The organism is Vibrio sp. 10N.247.310.98 (genome assembly GCF_041467395.1).
GTDB lineage: Bacteria > Pseudomonadota > Gammaproteobacteria > Enterobacterales > Vibrionaceae > Vibrio > Vibrio crassostreae_C.
Genome location: NZ_JBFSUL010000082.1, coordinates 1 through 18,786 on the forward strand (window position 1 = coordinate 1; position 18,786 = coordinate 18,786).

Annotated in this window: 14 protein-coding genes and 1 other annotated feature; of the genes, 9 read left to right on the plus strand and 5 right to left on the minus strand. The window is 43.7% G+C overall.

Annotation, left to right across the window (positions count from 1 at the left end; translation table 11 throughout):
- Positions 1 to 376: 376 nt before the first annotated feature.
- From clpB to rluD, 3 genes are all read right to left on the minus strand, one after another.
- Positions 377 to 2,950, minus strand: a complete 2,574-nt coding sequence (gene clpB, locus AB6E78_RS21365; protein ID WP_372112536.1) for an ATP-dependent chaperone ClpB — start codon at positions 2,948 to 2,950, stop codon at positions 377 to 379.
- A gap of 142 nt (positions 2,951 to 3,092) precedes the next feature.
- Complete coding sequence (pgeF, locus tag AB6E78_RS21370; protein ID WP_372056314.1) at positions 3,093 to 3,833, minus strand: peptidoglycan editing factor PgeF; 741 nt, start codon at positions 3,831 to 3,833, stop codon at positions 3,093 to 3,095.
- 2 nt (positions 3,834 to 3,835) lie between these two features.
- Entirely contained in the window at positions 3,836 to 4,810 is a 975-nt protein-coding gene (gene rluD / locus AB6E78_RS21375) for a 23S rRNA pseudouridine(1911/1915/1917) synthase RluD (RefSeq protein WP_017059364.1), read from the minus strand.
- A 137-nt stretch (positions 4,811 to 4,947) separates the two neighbouring features.
- Between rluD and AB6E78_RS21380 the strand changes: the two genes are divergently transcribed.
- From AB6E78_RS21380 to yjjX, 6 genes are all read left to right on the plus strand, one after another.
- Complete coding sequence (locus AB6E78_RS21380; RefSeq protein ID WP_017059363.1) at positions 4,948 to 5,676, plus strand: outer membrane protein assembly factor BamD; 729 nt, start codon at positions 4,948 to 4,950, stop codon at positions 5,674 to 5,676.
- 140 nt (positions 5,677 to 5,816) lie between these two features.
- Positions 5,817 to 7,241, plus strand: a complete 1,425-nt coding sequence (locus tag AB6E78_RS21385) for a lytic transglycosylase F (protein ID WP_346762950.1) — start codon at positions 5,817 to 5,819, stop codon at positions 7,239 to 7,241.
- Positions 7,242 to 7,665: 424 nt separating this feature from the next.
- Positions 7,666 to 8,001: a ribosome hibernation-promoting factor, HPF/YfiA family gene (gene hpf, locus AB6E78_RS21390; protein ID WP_004735034.1), complete on the plus strand. Its 336-nt coding sequence runs from the start codon at positions 7,666 to 7,668 to the stop codon at positions 7,999 to 8,001.
- A 110-nt stretch (positions 8,002 to 8,111) separates the two neighbouring features.
- Positions 8,112 to 8,233, plus strand: a sequence feature (Phe leader region).
- Positions 8,234 to 8,245: 12 nt separating this feature from the next.
- Positions 8,246 to 9,421 (plus strand): prephenate dehydratase, encoded by a 1,176-nt coding sequence (gene pheA / locus AB6E78_RS21395; RefSeq protein ID WP_017059361.1) that lies wholly within the window; start codon positions 8,246 to 8,248, stop codon positions 9,419 to 9,421.
- A gap of 333 nt (positions 9,422 to 9,754) precedes the next feature.
- Positions 9,755 to 12,133 (plus strand): putative bifunctional diguanylate cyclase/phosphodiesterase, encoded by a 2,379-nt coding sequence (locus tag AB6E78_RS21400; RefSeq protein WP_372112537.1) that lies wholly within the window; start codon positions 9,755 to 9,757, stop codon positions 12,131 to 12,133.
- On the plus strand, positions 12,096 to 12,617 hold the full coding sequence (gene yjjX, locus AB6E78_RS21405) for an inosine/xanthosine triphosphatase (protein WP_017062855.1): 522 nt from the start codon (positions 12,096 to 12,098) through the stop codon (positions 12,615 to 12,617). Before AB6E78_RS21400 ends, yjjX begins: the two co-directional genes overlap by 38 nt.
- A 128-nt stretch (positions 12,618 to 12,745) precedes the next feature.
- Here the strand turns inward: yjjX and trpR are convergent, their stop codons facing one another.
- Together trpR and sltY are read right to left on the minus strand one after the other, a co-directional pair.
- Positions 12,746 to 13,039, minus strand: coding sequence for a trp operon repressor (gene trpR, locus AB6E78_RS21410; RefSeq protein WP_017059358.1), 294 nt, complete (start codon positions 13,037 to 13,039; stop codon positions 12,746 to 12,748).
- A gap of 172 nt (positions 13,040 to 13,211) precedes the next feature.
- Entirely contained in the window at positions 13,212 to 15,161 is a 1,950-nt protein-coding gene (gene sltY / locus AB6E78_RS21415) for a murein transglycosylase (protein WP_102321444.1), read from the minus strand.
- A gap of 263 nt (positions 15,162 to 15,424) precedes the next feature.
- On the opposite strand from sltY, the gene ettA reads away from it, so the two are divergent.
- The 3 genes from ettA (at position 15,425) to AB6E78_RS21430 (ending at position 18,632) form a co-directional block, all read left to right on the plus strand.
- Positions 15,425 to 17,092, plus strand: a complete 1,668-nt coding sequence (gene ettA, locus AB6E78_RS21420; RefSeq protein WP_017056147.1) for an energy-dependent translational throttle protein EttA — start codon at positions 15,425 to 15,427, stop codon at positions 17,090 to 17,092.
- 90 nt (positions 17,093 to 17,182) lie between these two features.
- The gene (locus AB6E78_RS21425) at positions 17,183 to 17,551 is read left to right on the plus strand and encodes a PilZ domain-containing protein (RefSeq protein ID WP_017059356.1); all 369 of its coding nucleotides are present in this window, start codon (positions 17,183 to 17,185) and stop codon (positions 17,549 to 17,551) included.
- 49 nt (positions 17,552 to 17,600) lie between these two features.
- Positions 17,601 to 18,632 carry a M23 family metallopeptidase gene (locus tag AB6E78_RS21430; RefSeq protein ID WP_372102423.1) on the plus strand — a complete coding sequence of 344 codons (1,032 nt, stop codon included), beginning with the start codon at positions 17,601 to 17,603 and terminating at the stop codon, positions 18,630 to 18,632.
- Positions 18,633 to 18,786: the final 154 nt, after the last annotated feature.

Genomic DNA, 18,786 nt, shown 5'->3' on the forward strand with positions numbered 1-18,786 from the left:
TATTCATCAACGAGTGCCCACACAGATTGATAGGTTTAAATTGTTAAAGAGCTTTACTTGTTGAGCCTTCCTTTTAGTAAGGAGCCTCTCGAAGTGGACGGCCATTCTAGCGGATTAGATTCCAGTGTCAAACACTTTTTCCAGCTAATTTTTCAAAGCATCTTAAATGCTTATCACCGTCTTGTTACTCAGTTCAAACCGCTTGGTTATCCTTGGCAACGGAGGCGCATTATAGAGAGAATAATCCTTTGTACAAGGCTAAAAACGAAAAAAAGCCGCCACCGGCGACCGTTCGAACACTATTCACACAAAGCGTTTAAAATAGGTACGATTAAGCCTTAATTTCGGCCAATCGTACCTACCGTTCTTACTTCAACTATTGGTGAGCAATAATGCGGTCGTTGTTTACTAATAGCTGCACTTTCTTATCTGGATTAATTTTTCCTGCCAGTATCGCTTTCGCTAACGGGTTCTCGACACTTTGTTGAATCGCTCTTTTCAAAGGTCGTGCACCATATACTGGATCAAAACCAACTTGAGAAATTAACTTGAGTGCTTTATCCGAAACTTCAAGCTCATAACCATTGTCTTCCATTCTCTTCTTAAGGTGCTCAAGCTGAATAGCGGCTATCGACTGAATGTGCTCTTGACCCAATGGATGGAACACCACGCTTTCATCAACTCGGTTCAAAAACTCAGGACGGAAATGTTTACCTACCACTTCCATCACTTCATTCTTTATTCCTTGGTAGTCGAGCGTATTGAAGTTCTCTTGAATTCTCGAAGAGCCAAGGTTGGATGTCATGATCACTACCGTGTTTCTAAAATCGACTGTACGACCTTGTCCATCAGTTAAGCGTCCATCATCAAGCACCTGCAATAAGATATTGAAAACATCAGGATGCGCTTTCTCTACTTCATCTAGCAAAATCACTGAATAAGGCTTGCGACGCACTGCTTCTGTTAAGTAACCACCTTCTTCATATCCAACGTAACCCGGAGGAGCACCAACCAAACGAGCAACAGAGTGTTTCTCCATAAACTCAGACATGTCGATACGCACCATTGCATCGTCACTATCAAACATGAAGTTCGCGAGTGTTTTACACAACTCCGTTTTACCAACGCCAGTTGGACCAAGGAATAAGAAAGATCCAATCGGCTTGTTTGGATCAGATAAACCTGCACGGCTACGACGAATCGCATTCGATACCACTTCGACTGCTTCCGCTTGGCCAATAACTCGCTTATGTAGAACACCTTCCATGTTAAGAAGCTTCTCTTTCTCGGCTTCTAGCATTTTAGAAACAGGTATGCCTGTTTGCTTCGATAGCACGTCTGCAATTTCTGCATCAGTGACCTTATTACGCAGCAGCGTCATTTCTTGCATTTCAGCTTGAGTCGCAAGATCTAACTGCTTCTCTAATTCTGGGATTCGACCGTATTGCAATTCAGACATTCGGTTAAGATCACCAGCACGTCTCGCAAAATCCATATCCATACGAGCTTGTTCTAGCTCTGACTTGATGTGTTGCGTGCCAGAAAGCGCGGCTTTCTCTGCATTCCACACTTCTTCAAGCTCTGCGAAATCTCGTTCTTTGTCAGAAAGCTCTTCTTGTAATGTTCGAAGGCGTTTTTCACTGGCTTCATCATTTTCATTGGTAAGAGCTTGCTGCTCGATCTTCAATTGAATGATTTTACGCTCGAGCTTATCTAACGACTCAGGTTTTGAGTCGATCTGCATACGGATACTCGAAGCCGCTTCATCAATCAGATCAATCGCCTTATCTGGCAATTGGCGATCAGAAACGTATCGATGAGATAAGGTTGCCGCCGCGACAATCGCAGGGTCAGTAATTTCTACATGATGGTGAAGTTCATAGCGCTCTTTCAAACCGCGGAGAATTGCGACCGTGTCTTCCACGGTTGGCTCATCGACTATCACTTTTTGGAATCGACGCTCTAACGCAGGATCTTTCTCTATATACTGCCGATATTCATCGAGTGTGGTTGCACCTACACAGTGAAGTTCACCACGAGCCAATGCAGGTTTCAGCATATTACCCGCATCCATAGAGCCTTCACCTTTGCCCGCACCGACCATGGTGTGAATTTCATCGATGAAGAGAATGATATTGCCCTCTTCTTTCGATAATTCATTAAGAACTGATTTTAAACGTTCTTCAAATTCACCACGATATTTAGCACCGGCAATTAAAGAGCCCATATCTAACGAAAGTACACGTCGGCCTCTCAAACCTTCAGGTACTTCATTGTTAATAATACGCTGAGCCAAACCTTCGACTATCGCTGTTTTACCGACACCTGGTTCACCGATAATGACAGGGTTGTTCTTGGTGCGGCGTTGAAGTACTTGGATAGTGCGACGGATTTCGTCGTCTCGGCCAATAACAGGATCTAGCTTGCCTTGCTCTGCTCTTTCGGTCAGATCAATGGTGAACTTCTCGAGTGCTTGGCGTCTATCTTCCGCATTCGGGTCATCGACCTTCTGGCCACCGCGGACTTGTTCAATAGCTTGAGATAATTTTTGCTCGGTAAGACCTAGCTCTTTAAGTAGGTTTCCTAAAGGACCTTTGTCTTCAATAGCAGCCAGTAGGAATACTTCTGAAGATATATAACTGTCTTGACGCTTTTGCGCGACCTTATCACACAGGTTAAACAGCGTTCCCATCGCATTCGATAGCTGAACGTCACCACCGATGCCACTTACTTTAGGCACTCGGTCTAATATTTCGCTCAATTTAGAACGCAATTGAACCACATCAATATTCAGCATGGTGAGCAATGGACGAATTGCACTACCATCTTGATTAAGCAAAGACACCATTAGGTGCACAGGTTCTATATATTGGTGATCACGACCTAATGCGAGCGACTGAGCATCAGATATCGCAATTTGGAATTTACTAGTGAATCGATCGAGACGCATGCCAACCTTCCTACTCTTAGATATGTTTATCTTATGGTTAGAAGATGGATACGGTAACGCGGATTTTCAAGGGATAAGAATGAAGAATAGAGCTGATATAAAAATATAAATGAACTGGATGACTGGTTGCACTAACTAAAGGTTACTCTAACCAAATAAAAGTAGCTTGGCGTCCAGTAATACCATCACGACGATAAGAATAGAACGCATCCGCATCAGCGAAGGTACATAGATTGGAGTCTGTAACAGAAGTGACACCAACTTTGTTCAGTCTTTGCGTTGCAAGCTGAGACATATTCGCTAGCCATTTGCCCGGTTCAGCTTTGGCTTCAAATGCAAGCTTAGCTTGAGAGTCAAAACTAACGAAAGCTTCCAACACATCATCGCCTACTTCAAAAGCTTGTTTGCCTATTGCAGGACCAAGCCAAGCAATGATCTTATTCTCTGAACCTAAGTTTGAAAACTTTGCGACGGCATTTTCAAGAATTCCACCAGCAAGACCACGCCAACCAGCATGAACAGCTGCAACTTGAGTGCCTTTGGTATCAGTAAGGATTACAGGTAAGCAATCGGCTGTCATCGCAGAACAAACAACACCTTTAGCTGTGGTAAACGTACCGTCAGCATCAAGAATATCTGCCGTAGGGTGTAAAACCGTAACGACATCTGTTGAGTGAGTTTGATGTAGCCATACCGGAGCGGCAGGCATATTAGCGTATTGCTTGAGCCAGGCTCTGTTGTTTTCAACAAGAGAAGCATCATCCCCAACATGCGTACCTAGGTTTAATCCTTGATACGCACCAGTAGAAAAACCATCAAAACGTGTCGAAGCAAATGCTTTCACGTTTTTTGGTGCATTCCAGTTAGGGATGATCATCGACATGATTAAATGTCGTCTTCCAAGTTTTCGCGAGCATCAACACGTAACGCTTCAGCCATCACAACCATGTCATTTGGCACAGGAGCGTGGAACTCAACTTCTTCACCTGTAATTGGGTGAACAAATTTAAGCATAACGGCGTGCAGTGCTTGGCGATCAAAAGAACGAATCATTGTTGTTAGTTCTTCAGATGCACCTTTTGGAATACGAGCACGGCCACCGTATGCAACGTCACCTAGCAGCGGGTGCTGAAGGTATGACATGTGAACACGGATTTGGTGAGTACGACCCGTTTCTAGGCGTAGACGAATACGAGTATGCTCGCGGAAGTGCTCAGCAACACGGTAGTGAGTTACCGCTGGTTTCCCTAATTCATTTACGTCCATTAGAGTACGCTTAGTTGCGTGACGGCTAATGCCTTTTTCTACCACACCACCAGCGGTCATTTTGCCAATTGCAATTGCTTCATACTCACGAGTAATACGACGCTTAGCAAGCGCACGCACAAGACGAGTTTGAGCTGGAACCGTTTTAGCTACAACCATAAGGCCTGTTGTGTCTTTATCAAGACGGTGCACAATACCTGCACGAGGTACTTCTGCAATCTGTGGGTAATGGAAAAGCAATGCGTTTAGTATGGTTCCATCCGGTGTGCCTGCGCCTGGGTGTACAACCAGATCGCGAGGCTTATTGATAACCAATAAGTCATCATCTTCGTAGACAATGTTTAGAGGAATATCTTGTGCTTCCCAGCGCTCTTCATCTGCAAGTTCAGCTTGCAAGATGATCTCTTCACCGCCCAAAACCTTAACGCGCGGCTTTGTAATAACTTCGCCATCCACTTGGATTTTGCCGTCAAGAAGCCACTCTTTAATGCGAGAGCGAGAAAAATCGGTAAATAGTTCAGCGACAGCTTGGTCTAAACGTTGACCTAACTGGCTGCTTTTTACTGTGTCTGTTAATGTGATCTGCTGAGCCATATCGAACTTTTTTAAAAACCGTGAGACTAATACCCATTAGTATGGATAAAATAGAATAATTGCATCATTGTATCTGTTACTGGTTAGAAAGTAACGGAAGCTTACGAAATATTTAATTCAAGGAATCGACGCCTGACATGAAACACCTTACTTTATCGGGTCTATTAGCCGTATCACTCTTGGTTGGTTGTTCAAGTAGTGAAGAGATAGTGCCAGATGTACCACCATCGGTTCTCTACTCTGACGCTCAAGAATCACTGCAGAGCGGTAGCTGGCTTTCAGCAATAGAAAAGCTAGAAGCCCTAGACTCACGTTACCCATTCGGCGCCTATTCTGAGCAAGTACAGCTCGATCTGATTTACGCTTACTACAAAAATGATGACTTGGCACTTGGCCTCGCTACCATTTCACGTTTCCTACGTTTGAACCCAACGCATGAGAAACAAGACTGGGTTCTTTACATGCGCGGCTTAACGCACATGGCGCAAGACCGAAACTTCATGCACGATATTTTTAATATCGACCGTAGTGACCGAGATCCTGAACCAGTGAAACTTGCGTTTGCTGACTTCAAGCGACTACTCGAACGTTTCCCTAGTAGCCCTTATGCTGAAGATGCACAAAAACGCATGTTCGCACTTAAGAACCGCCTAGCAGAGTATGACTTAGCAACCGCTGATTTCTACCTACGCCGCGAAGCTTGGATTGCTGCGATCAACAGAACGCAAGAGCTGCAAAAAACTTACCCAGACACCATTGCTGCGCGTAAGTCTTTAGATATCCAGCTAAAAGCTTATCAACAACTCGGCCTAGATGACGCTGTGTTAAGAACAGAAAAGTTGATTGAGTTAAACCCACTACCTTAATCAAACCTCTTACATCTCAATCCTAAAAGCGCGCTAATTTACTAGCGCGCTTTTTTTCATCTACATATCGCAAACTTGATGGATCGCATAATACACGGTATCTTCAAAAGATAACTTTTAACAAAACATCAACATGGAGTGTGGATGTGAGTAGGTTGTTATTATTTATCTGGATATCGCTATTTAGCCACTTATCCTACGCATTAGAACTGTCTCCATTAAGCAATAAGCCTTACATGGGTGACTTGGATGTGCTCAAAACCAAAGGAACGGTTAGAGTGCTAGTGTCTGCCGATCTTGGTTTCTATTACATCGAGGATGGCAAGCCAAAAGGCATCGTGGCAGAAATGCTCTACCACTTTGAGAAAAGCCTTCGTAAGAAACATCCCTACCTCAATGTTCAAGTCATCCCCGTGCAACGAGATGATCTACTTCCCTCTTTAGAGTCTGGCTATGGTGATGTCGCTGTCGCTAACCTAACGATCACCGATAAACGATTACGAACCATCGATTTTTCGGATCCGATGATTAAAGATGGTAAAGAACTCATTATCACAGGGAAAAAGGCCGAACCTATCACCGAAATCAAGCAATTGAGTGGCAAAGAGGTGTGGATACGAGCAAGCTCGAGTTACTTCGAGAGTGTACAAAGAGTCAATAAGGAGCTTAACGAGCTAGGTTTACCACCACTGCATGTCCACTTTATCGAGGAGTCATTACAAGACTACGAGCTGATAGAACTGGTTAACCAAGGTTATATACAAGGCACAATTCTGGATAACCATAAAGCCAAGCTCTGGATCGATGTAATGGAAAACATTCAAGTCCATAACGACTTACCTTTACGAGAAAATGGTCGTATTGCTTGGGCTTTAAGAAAAGACAGCCCTCAACTGAAGAAAGAGATAAACAAATACGTCAAGACCGCACGAACAGGCACCCTGCTTGGGAATGTCATCTACCAGAAATACATCGACAATACTCGCTGGTTAGGCCGAGCACTCAACCCCAATAAAGTAGACCGAGTAGCTAAACTCTCAGATGTCTTTGAAAAGTATTCGAGCAAGTATGAATTTGATCCTTTGATGATGTCAGCTCAAGGTTTCCAAGAATCAGGACTGGATCAGAGCCGGATTTCTCATCGCGGGGCTATTGGTGTGATGCAGGTATTACCGAGTACCGCCAAAGATAAAAACGTCAACATCAAGAACATCCATAAGGTGGATAACAACATCCATGCGGGTGTGAAGTATATGCGCTTTATCAAAGACCGATATTTTGACGACCCGGCAATATCACCCGACAATCAAATCTACTTTACCTTGGCTTCTTACAACGCTGGTCCTGCTAAGATCAGAAAGATGAGGAGCATTGCCAAGCAGAAAGGTTACAACCCAAACATCTGGTTTAAAAACGTAGAAATCATCACTCGCAAATACGTGAGTAAAGAACCCGTAACCTATGTTGCCAACATCAATCGTTACTTCGTAATCTATAAACAATTACAAGCTATCAATGCTATCCGAGAGGACGGCACAGCGAGATTACTGAACACTAACGACTAGGATCGCCTCCATCCCAGAGCTGGGGAGCCAAAGGTATTAGGTAAAGCTAAAAAACACAAAAGCCGCATAAGAATACTTATGCGGCTTTTGTTTATCTAATTCTGAAGAAGCTTATGTAGCGACCTATATTACAAGACCTATATCACAAAACACTATTGAGTAAATTTCAATCAAGCACTTTCCATAGGCTGTAGGACGCCCCTAAAAACTGATTTAATTTTTAGCGAAGCCTTGCCTCCAAGTTATCGTTTTTCATAAGGATAACAAGCATTTTTCGCCAAAAAGATACTAAGACTTGCGTAAGATCACATTTGATTTTAATGCTTATCCCACCCAACCAAAACAAGATCTAGATCACATTCTTTATTCCTAAAAGTCGTAATCTGAAGTTAACCCATGAGGGATACAACAGAGGAAAACTTCTATGAAAATGAACATCACTGGTAAAAACATCGACATTACCTCTGCAATCCGTGATCACATAGAAAGCAAATTTAAAAAGCTAGATAAATGGCAAGTAGACATCATTGGCTGCCAAGCGAGCTTTAGCGAAGAACCAAACAAGAAGAAGAAATTTGAAGCGGTACTAACCGTACCAAAAGGCCAACTTGTTGCTTCATCAATCCATGACGACCTCTACGTAGCGATCAACGAAGTAGAACAAAAACTAGAGCGTCAACTCAACAAGCTACGCCATAAACCAGAAGCGCGCCGCGCTGAAAAGCCTGAAATCGAAGAGCTAGAAGCTGAAGTAGAATAAGGAAAGAGAACAGATTAAAAAATAGCGCCTCAGGGCGCTATTTTTTTGCTTGACGCTCGTAGCTCGCTTGCTTATTGTGTTTAAACATTCATAAAACAATCACTTTTTATGCACACTCAATCTTTGTTTATTTTTGACTTCTTTTTTCTTCCGTAAATCGGAGGCTAAGTCGTTTTAGAAAAACAAGTCAAAAACGAACAAGAAGCCTCCCACACTAGGGAGGCTTTTTTATAAGGACACATTTATGACTGACCGCTCAATTTCACTGGATGATATCCGCCTTCGTCTTAATGATTTAGACGACGAACTCCTGAAGTTACTTTCAGAGCGTCGCAAGCTAAGTATCGAAGTCGCTAAAAGCAAAGTAGAGACATCAAAACCAGTTCGTGATGCAGTACGAGAACAACAACTATTAGTTAAGCTGATCAACAACGGCAAAGATAAATACGAACTTGATGCGCAGTACATTACCAAGCTGTTTCACACCATCATCGAAGATTCCGTTTTACTACAACAGTCATACTTACAAAACCTAGCGAACCCGCAAAGCCGTAAACCATTGGCTCGCGTTGCATTCTTAGGTTCTAAGGGATCGTATTCTCACCTTGCGAGCCGCGAATACTTCAGCCGCAAGAATATGGAATTGATTGAGCTGAACTGTAATCACTTCAAAGAAGTCGCATCAACAGTAGAGTCTGGCCATGCCGACTACGGTGTCCTGCCGATTGAGAACACCAGTTCAGGGTCAATTAACGAGGTCTACGACCTGTTACAGCATACGACTCTATACATTGTTGGCGAACTTTCTCAACCGATTGAGCACTGCCTTGTTGCTAAAAGTGATATCCGTTTAGAAGACATCAAAACACTCTACTCGCACCCACAACCTCATCAACAATGCAGTGAGTTCTTGAGCCGCCTTAAGGGTGTCAACCTTGAGTCTTGCGCAAGCACCGCTGATGCAATGAAAAAAGTTAAAGAATTGGGTGGTAATGACGTAGCTGCTATTGGTAATGCATCGAGCGGTAAGCTTTATGGACTACAGCCAATCCAGAGCAATATTGCAAACCAAACAGAGAACCACACTCGTTTCATCGTTGTGGCGCGTAAGCCTGTTGAAGTATCGACTCAAATACCAGCGAAAACAACGCTCATCATGTCGACATCTCAAGAGGCGGGTTCTTTGGTAGAAACACTACTGATCCTGCAACGCTTAGGCATCAACATGACTAAGCTAGAATCTCGTCCTATCATGGGTAACCCTTGGGAAGAGATGTTCTATGTCGATTTAGAGGCGCATCTGGATTCAGATAATATGCAACAAGCGATAACGGAACTAACAGCCATTACTCGCCACCTTAAGGTGTTGGGTTGCTACCCAAGTGAGAACATCAAAGCGACTCAAGTTAAGTTGTCATAGCTGAAAGTGAGTATCAGCTTTTAGCTAACATAAGTATTTGGCCTACAGCAGGCCAAATACTTAAATCACCCTCTAGTCGAGTACTATTCTCGCTAAGAAAACTCACCCTAGCATGCCTGAAACACAATTCACTTGTTTCGCACATTCGGCACGCTTACTCTCTCCACTACTTGAGCCTTTCTAACAAAAACTCATTAGTGGCTTTTTTTATCAATAAAGACAAAACCTTACCCCCTTCACAGGAAATCATCGAACTACGTATAATTAATAGCGAGTAAGCATTAAGTAACATAAACTTATGCGCTTAATTTATAAATAGTGTTGTCATTAACTATGAAGCTAAGTACTAAAATCTTACTACTAATAGCCCCTGTGATACTGATCAGTACCGCGGCTTCTAGCTATATTATTTATTCGACGCAAAAAAGCAGTTTCATCAAACGCGAAGACAACGCACTTCAACTGAACATGGAAAAACTAGCCGGATACTTTCGCCAATCTCGTTCGTTCCTCAATAGCTACTCTTACACCTTGACCCAGAGTGATATGGTGAAGCGTTATTTTCTCACTGACCAAAATCTATCTCGCGATCTTGAACTGGTCAGTAACCTTCGAGAAGCCATTCATTTCCTGCAAGATGACGATGAAAGCTATACAGGTTTAGCACTTCTTAATGGTGTTCGAAAACTGCGTTATTACGCGGATAATAGCAATGACTCACGCACTCAGATCGACAGTAAGATATTGGAGTATGTTGACCAGCACTATCAAGACACCCTAGCAACATCGAGTACCAACTATATTCAAAACTCCCAAGGCGAAGGGATGTTGGTTCACTATGACAAGGTAGACAGAAAAGCGATTTTCCCAACCGCAAGCAATCAACCCGACGATGTGTTCTTTGTTGTTGTCTCTGTCTCTCTCGACAAATTTAATGCGCTGCGAAAACAAATAGAGTTCGACTACCAAACCAGTTTGTTCTTCACATCCATAGCGGTTTCTTTGGAAAATGATGTCACCCACTCAGTCAAGCTTGCACCAGAACTGTACGCCACGGTCGACCCGGCGCAATTCCTGTTGGAAAACAAGCTCGATTCGATTTGGAACAAGCTGAGTTTGTCGTTTGCACTGTCTGCGTTTGTGACTGTCGCTCTGCTACTCATGCTTCTGTCTCGCACTGTGATTACTCCAATAACACGGCTCGATCGACAGCTACAGCAAGTCGAAAAAAAACAACGTAAGAACATTGAACGCTTAGGCACTCGTGATGAACTTGGCCGCTTATCACAGCGTTTTTATGACATGTACCAAGAGCTAGACAACACCTACCAGCAAACCAAGCTCTTGGCCGAAAATGATCAGTTAACCCAAATAGCCAATAGGCATCAGTTTCAAACCTTCGTTCAGCAATCGTTGCCAAAACCGAGTTCGAATACCGAAACCTGGGTTCTCTATTTTGACTTGGACAACTTCAAGTTTGTGAACGACAAATACGGGCATCAAATCGGCGACTCGATTCTGGTTTCTTTTGCTCAGCGTATTTCAGATATTTGTCGTCATTATAAAGAGGAATTCGACGCTCATTGTATGCCAGCCCGACTTTCTGGAGACGAGTTCGTTGTCTACATTAACGCTCCTAGTCACCGAGGAAATGTCGCGCATCGATTCTCGAATGATTTACTGACTCCACTGCAAAAAGGTTTTGTCACCGAATCAGGCAGCTTTCCGATCACGGTCAGTATTGGTATTGCGACCTACCCTAATGATGGCAACTCAATCGAGAAGCTACTGTCCAACGCGGATACTGCGATGTACCAAGCCAAGCGTGCCGGTAAAAACCAATTTGCTGACTATTCACGGGATTTAGACAAAGCCATTCAGCGCCAAGCAGACATTGAACGTGCGCTTAGAGGTAAGAATTTTGATGATGAATTCAGGCTCGTTTACATGCCCTACATGGATTCTACCGGGACTGATGTTATTGGCGTTGAGGTGTTATTACGTTGGAATTCAAAGCAACTTGGTTTGGTTCCACCGGATGAGTTCATTCCAATAGCCGAACAAACCGGGCTGTTCGAACATGTTGACCGCTGGGTAATACAGAATGCGTTTGCTTCATTCCATCGACTTCAGACTCAATTTGATCACTCGATTCAATTGTCGATCAACTTATCTTCTGCTGGCATTGAAACCACTCACCTTGCGGGTTTCATTAAAGAACACGCGGAGTTAAATCGAATTCCACCAAGCCTAATCGATTTTGAAATCACTGAAACCTTTTACTCAAACTCAGAAGGCTTCCCATTGCTGAATGAGCTGTCATGCATGGGTTATCGACTGGCGATTGATGACTTTGGTTCCGGTTACACCTCTATCACTCAACTGGTGCAGTATCCAACTCAGAAAATTAAATTGGATAAAGCGTTTTTGGATACCTTAATTGAAACCGATAACCAGAACATCGTAAAACCAGTTATCGGGTTGTGTCATGCTCAGGGGAAAAAGGTCACCGCCGAAGGGATTGAAACTCAAGACATGCACCAGTGGTTACAGGATGCACAGTGCGATATGCTGCAAGGCTATTACTTTGGTAAACCCATGCCACTAGAAGAGTTGAGTGACTGGTACCGACAACATCAACTCAATCTAATCGACAACAAAAAGAATCCGACACATGAAATCTGTAATCATCGCATCGCTGAACCCAGCTAAAATCAACGCCGTTAAAAGTGCGTTCTTATCTGCTTTTCCTGATACTGAATTTGATTTCCAAGGCATCAGCGTCCCTAGTGGTGTCGCCGATCAACCGATGAGCAATGATGAAACCTATCAAGGTGCCGTGAATCGAGTTCACAACGCAACTCAAGCTCAGCCTGATGCAGACTTCTATGTTGGTCTAGAAGCGGGAATAGAAACAAACGTCACCTTTGCCTGGATGGTGATCGAAACGAATGGCCAACGTGGCGAGTCTCGTTCAGCAAGTCTGATGCTGCCACCAGCCGTGCTTGAGAAACTAGAGCATGCAAACGAGTTAGGGGATGTGATGGATGAAGTGTTTGGTACCGACAATATCAAACAGAAAGGTGGTGCCATTGGCCTACTGACACATAACCAATTGTCACGCAGTTCGGTCTATCATCAAGCTTTAATTTTGGCTCTGATCCCATTTGTGAATCCTGAACACTTTCCTATTTAGTATTTGAGGCTTCCTTAAACTTCAAAAGATTCCAAGAACAATCTTCAGAAACAAAAAACGCTAACATCCAGTTAGCGTTTTTTATCGAATTCGTATTCATACTATCGCGTGATAGCTTAATTCCATTATTACTTTAGCAATAGGTCGGCGATCACGACTTTCTCTTGCTCAGATTTGGCCTTTAGCTCATTTGAGCCTCTGGTTATCGTCGCTACGCCTACGCCCAGCATTTGACTCACCTGTCGTTGAGACATATCGCCTTTCATCAGCTCACAGAAGATATTAATTCGAGCAACCAGAGCATCTCGCTCGTCTGGTGTCATCATCATAGTCAACAACAGCTCGTGCTGATCTTTTTCGACAGCCGTCTTTACCAAGTCCATCAGTTGTTGCCAATTATCATATTCAGGTTGTGATGCCATATCTCTACACTTACTTTTAAATTCTGACTTTAAAGAGTCGCTTAACGATTGAAAGCGTTTAACACTTTATACCGAAACACTTGATGCGATCCAATGTAAAAAGGCAGTAAGTGGAAATGGTTCGCACTCACTGCCTTTATTCTTACTCAGTTTCGGGCCAAATGCCGAAGGCTTAGTATTTCGTTTTTGCCTCATGGGGCGCTAAAAACGTCCCTTTCTCACCCAAGATATCTCGATAGTAGGTCTCAAACATCAAGATATTCTGAACGTAGCCACGTGTCTCTTTGAATGGGATCATTTCGATAAATGCAAAGGCATCGAGCTTTTCATCGCTGCGTGAACGCCACTGTTTCACACGGCTAGGTCCAGCATTATAAGCCGCAAACGCAAAGATACGGTTGTCATCATATTGAGCGAGTAAACCATCTAAGTAGTGACTGCCAATCTCAATGTTTTTGCCGACATCATAAAGATCATCGCTGCCCTGATACTTAATCTTATGTTTGTTCGCTGTGTATTGCGCCGTCTTGGGCATAATTTGCATAATGCCACGCGCGCCAACTGGAGAGCGAGCTTCTGAATCCATCGCACTCTCTTGTCTTGCTAAAGACATCAAAGTGATTGGATCGAGATCGTGCTTTTCAGCGTAGAAGTTAAACCACCACTTATGAGCAACAGGGAAGCGCAGCGCAATGTTATCCCACATCTTCGCAGAGATACTCGCTGTTACGGTAAAGTGATTCCAACGCTGTGTCGCAGCGTAAGCGGCAAGCATCTCTTTTTGCTCTTTATCTGCATTGGTCAGTAACCAGCGCCATTCACTTTTCGCTGCCGCAATTTTGTCTCGGTCAATCAGTTCACCAATACGCACCAAAGAGGTGTCGAATGGCTTCACTGTTTCAGCATTGTATTTAAGTGTCGATGTTGGATATTGAACTGGCTTACCTAACTGCTTAGCCGCAGCCACACTGTAGAAATTACGCTGACCCAAGATATCTGACAGTCGCTTATTGCCTTTGTCAGTATCGCCCGTCGCGATTTCAGCTCTGCCCTGCCAATATTGCCAACGAAGCGAAGCCTGATGTTTATCATCCAAGCGCGCTATCCACTCTTTCAAACCCGTCCAATCGGCATGTTGAATTGCTAAGCGAGCACGTCGTTCCAGCAGAACTTGCTTTGATGAACTCGCGAGCATTTTGTCGCGCCACACCATTAACTCTTCAGAGTCGGTGTTGATCAGACGAAACGTTAGGTAATCAGCGAGCTCTTGAGATTTCTCTTTCGAAAACTTCTGAGCCTTGATGACATCATCAAACACCTTTTGAGCACTGCTTGATGATTTCCTTGCTAGCTTCTCGAAAGCAAACTCGGTTTGAGCTTGGTAGAATTCATTCGCTGGATGTTTTTTAGCAAACGCGAGTACATTTTCAGGCTTGTTGTACAACGCCTTCATCTGCTTCGCTTGAGCAATTGACTCATCATGATCCAATTGCTTAATCAGATAGCTCATTAACTTACCGTTACGGCCCTCGAACGCTAGCAGCATTCTATCCAGAATCAGCTCATCAGTTCTTAGCCCAGCTTGATCCCAGCTTTTAAATAAAGGGTCACAAGCGTCATCAACACCACTACCACTCAACCAAAGTTGTTTAGCTCCTTTAAAGGCAAGTTCTTGGTTACCTTGCTCGTAATGCGCTCGATAATAAATACATTGGTATTTTTCACCGACAGGCTCTTTGGTTTGAAACTCAAGGATCGTCTTCCACTGTTTTTGAGAAGCCAATGAGTCCAAATAAGGTGCGCGCATTCGATTGGAGAAAGGCAATGCCTTGTTCTCTTCAATGAAAGCATCGACCTCAGCAGGTGTGCGATCACCTAAGCCAATCAGAAAGGCCCGATAATCGGTGTAAGGTGTTAAAGGGTATGTTTGAATTTTGTTACGCAGCGCGGAGTAAGCTTTTAGATCACGGCTGTCTAAAACCTCTTGCGCTTTGTCATAAACGTCACGCTGCATTTCAAGCTCGGATGCATTGCTAGCCATAGCGACCGGAGCCAGTGAAACCGAAGACAAAATTGCCGATGCAGCCACAGCAATTTTCGTATTACCAATGCGGAAAAACATTCGCTCTTTCCTTAGTGCGTGTATGAATACGTGAAGTCTATTTACGCCCGACATCACATCAAATGTAAAGGATTTGAGTGTAAATATTATTAATATTTAACACTTCGCCTCAGAAGCCCATTAAATATAGTTTTAATGACCAATGTGACAATAATAGGTAAGGATTAGTTCAAGAGTGGCTTTTCTGCCCTAGGAGTAACATCTTTGAGGATATTGGTATAAAATAGCAGACAATTTTGAACAATAATTAGGATCGATCGGCAATGGCTGAATACGTATATACCATGTCTCGGGTGAGCAAAACTGTTCCACCTAAGCGTCAAATTCTTAAAGACATTTCTCTTAGCTTTTTTCCTGGCGCTAAAATCGGTGTTTTGGGTCTAAATGGTTCAGGTAAATCTACCCTACTACGTATCATGGCTGGTATTGATACTGATATTGATGGTGAAGCACGTGCACAACAAGGCCTTAAAGTAGGTTATCTACCACAAGAGCCTGTGCTAGACGAATCAAAAACTGTTCGTGAAATCGTAGAAGAAGCGGTTTCTGACGTTGCTGACGCACTTAAGCGTATTGATGCGGTTTACGCAGCTTACGCAGAACCAGATGCAGACTTCGATGCACTGGCAAAAGAGCAAGGCGAACTAGAAGCTCTGATTCAAGCAAAAGACGGTCACAACTTAGAGACTGCTCTAGAGCGTGCTGCTGATGCACTTCGTCTTCCTGAGTGGGATGCGAAAATTGAATTCCTATCAGGTGGTGAGCGTCGTCGTGTTGCTATCTGTCGTCTACTTCTTGAAAAGCCAGACATGCTGCTTCTTGATGAACCAACCAACCACTTGGATGCAGAATCAGTAGCATGGCTTGAGCACTTCCTTGTTGATTACAGTGGTACTGTTGTGGCGATTACCCACGACCGTTACTTCCTAGACAACGCAGCTGGCTGGATTTTAGAACTTGACCGTGGTGAAGGTATCCCATGGGAAGGTAACTACACGTCTTGGCTAGAGCAAAAAGACGAGCGTCTTAAGCAAGAAAAAGCGGGCGAAAGCGCACGTCAAAAGACAATCGAGAAAGAACTTGAATGGGTTCGTCAAAACCCTAAAGGCCGTCAAGCTAAGTCTAAAGCTCGTATGGCTCGTTTTGAAGAATTGACAACTGGCCAATACCAGAAGCGTAACGAAACTAACGAACTGTTTATCCCGCCAGGTGAGCGTCTAGGTGACAAAGTTCTTGAAGTGAACAACCTAACTAAATCGTTTGGTGATCGCGTTCTTATCGACGACTTATCGTTCAGCATGCCTAAGGGTGCAATCGTCGGTATCGTTGGTGCCAACGGTGCAGGTAAATCAACACTATTCAAGATGCTAAGCGGTGCAGAACAGCCAGATTCAGGTACAGTTGAACTAGGCGAAACCGTTAAGCTTGCTTCTGTTGATCAGTTCCGTGACAGCATGGACGACACTAAGACAGTATTCCAAGAGATCTCTGAAGGCGCTGATATCATTAAGATCAACAACTTCGAAATCCCTGCGCGTGCTTACTGTTCTCGTTTCAACTTTAAAGGCAACGACCAACAGAAGATCATCGGTGAGCTTTCTGGTGGTGAACGTAACCGTGTTCACTTAGCGAAACTGCTAAAAGCGGGCGGTAACGTACTGCTACTCGATGAGCCTACCAACGACCTTGACGTTGAAACGCTACGTGCTCTTGAAGAAGCACTGCTTGAATTCCCGGGCTGTGCAATGGTTATCTCGCATGACCGTTGGTTCCTTGACCGTATTGCGACCCATATCTTAGACTACCGTGATGAAGGTCAAGTTAACTTCTACGAAGGTAACTATACTGAGTACACTGAGTGGCTTAAGCAGACTCTAGGCGCACAAGCGGCAGAGCCGCACCGTATCAAGTACAAGCGTATAGCTAAGTAAATAAGCTTGTATTTTGAACAAAGGCCGCGATAATAGCGGCCTTTGATATATCTGGCTTACGTGTAATGCATCGATATAGAGAGATTACTTATGGTTGAAAGACGTCAATTTTCACGAGTTATTTATCAAGTCCCGACTGAGATCTCACAAGGACAAGTAAAGGTATCAGGCTCAGTGCAAGACTTATCACTCCATGGTTTACTCATTCAATGCAATGAATCAAAACAACTTAGCCATGATGTCCCTGTTCAAGTGAGCTTTAAACTCGAAAACAGTGATATCAATATTCAGTTAGAAGCAACGATAGTCTCTACCATCAATACCTCAATGCGTTTACGCATAGAGCATTTAGATATTGATAGTATCAGCCACCTTAAGCGCCTTGTTGAGCTTAATGTTGGTGACGATGACCTGCTTTATAGAGAGATTGAACACCTTACCGACTTAGGTAAGGAATAATATCTCCATTACCCTTTTTCTATTAGAAGCATTTAGTTAATACAGAACCATGTCTAAAAAAGTGTCCATTACTATTCCCTCTAGTCAGGGGGAACAGACGTTTTACTTCGGCCGTAAAGCCGTGCTCATTTGCACTACTGCCATTTTTTCAGTACCGCTATTGATTGGCGGAGCGGCGTACATGCACTTCGAGAGTAAACAAGAACTCGCACTGCAAGCGGGTGATGCCCAACAGTTGATTGAAACACTGATTGTTGAAAAAGAACAAACAGAATTTCTTTATGCTGAGCAAGTAGAAACCAACCATTCGCTATCGCAAACACTGACCGAGAAAGAAGGCACGATTCAGCTACTTGGTAAGCGTGTATTCGATGTGGAATCAGTACTGGGTCTTGCTGATGAAGATCTGCTTACCGATGATATTTCTTTAGAAGATCGCATTGATGCGGCTGCAGTCGATTCAGCAGTAAGAGCCACAATGTTCCGCTTGATTCCAAACGACAGTCCGATGGCTTATCAACGTATATCTTCTTCTTATGGTAGCCGCACTAACCCTATTTCAGGGAAACGCCATGTACATACTGGTATCGATCTAACGTGTAAGCGTGGTGAAGATATTGTCGCGCCCGCAGATGGAGTCATTGAAACGGTACGCCCAAGTAAAAAAGGCTTCGGCAACTTTATTACTATGCGTCACTCGTTTGGTTTCATGAGTTCTTATGCGCACCTACAGAAGTTCAAGGTACGTAGCGGTCAGTTTGTCAGTAAAGGTGATGTGATTGCGAGCTGTGGTAACTCAGGTAACTCAACTGGGCCACATCTGCATTATGAAGTACGCTTCCTTGGTCGCTCATTGAACCCTCAATACTTGATGGATTGGACACCAGAAAACTTCAATTACGTGTTCGAGAAAGAGAAAAAAGTTAAGTGGGGTCCACTGGTTCAACTGATTGATAATGTGGTTCGCTTGCAGATCAACCTGACCAATGTGCCTTACATTAGCTCGACTATCGACACCGTATCCAGCGATGATAACCGAGTATCGAACGAGAATAACAAAGAGCCTATCGTGACTAACTAGGTTTGTTCGTTTGGCCCATGATGATCCAAATGCATTTCGCCTACTATAGGCCAGATGCAATATCGGCATTCAACACAAACAAAAAGAGCGACCAAATGGTCTAATGCCGATCAGTTAAAGCCAAAGCGATCGGTTGAAGGATCCTTCAGAGCTG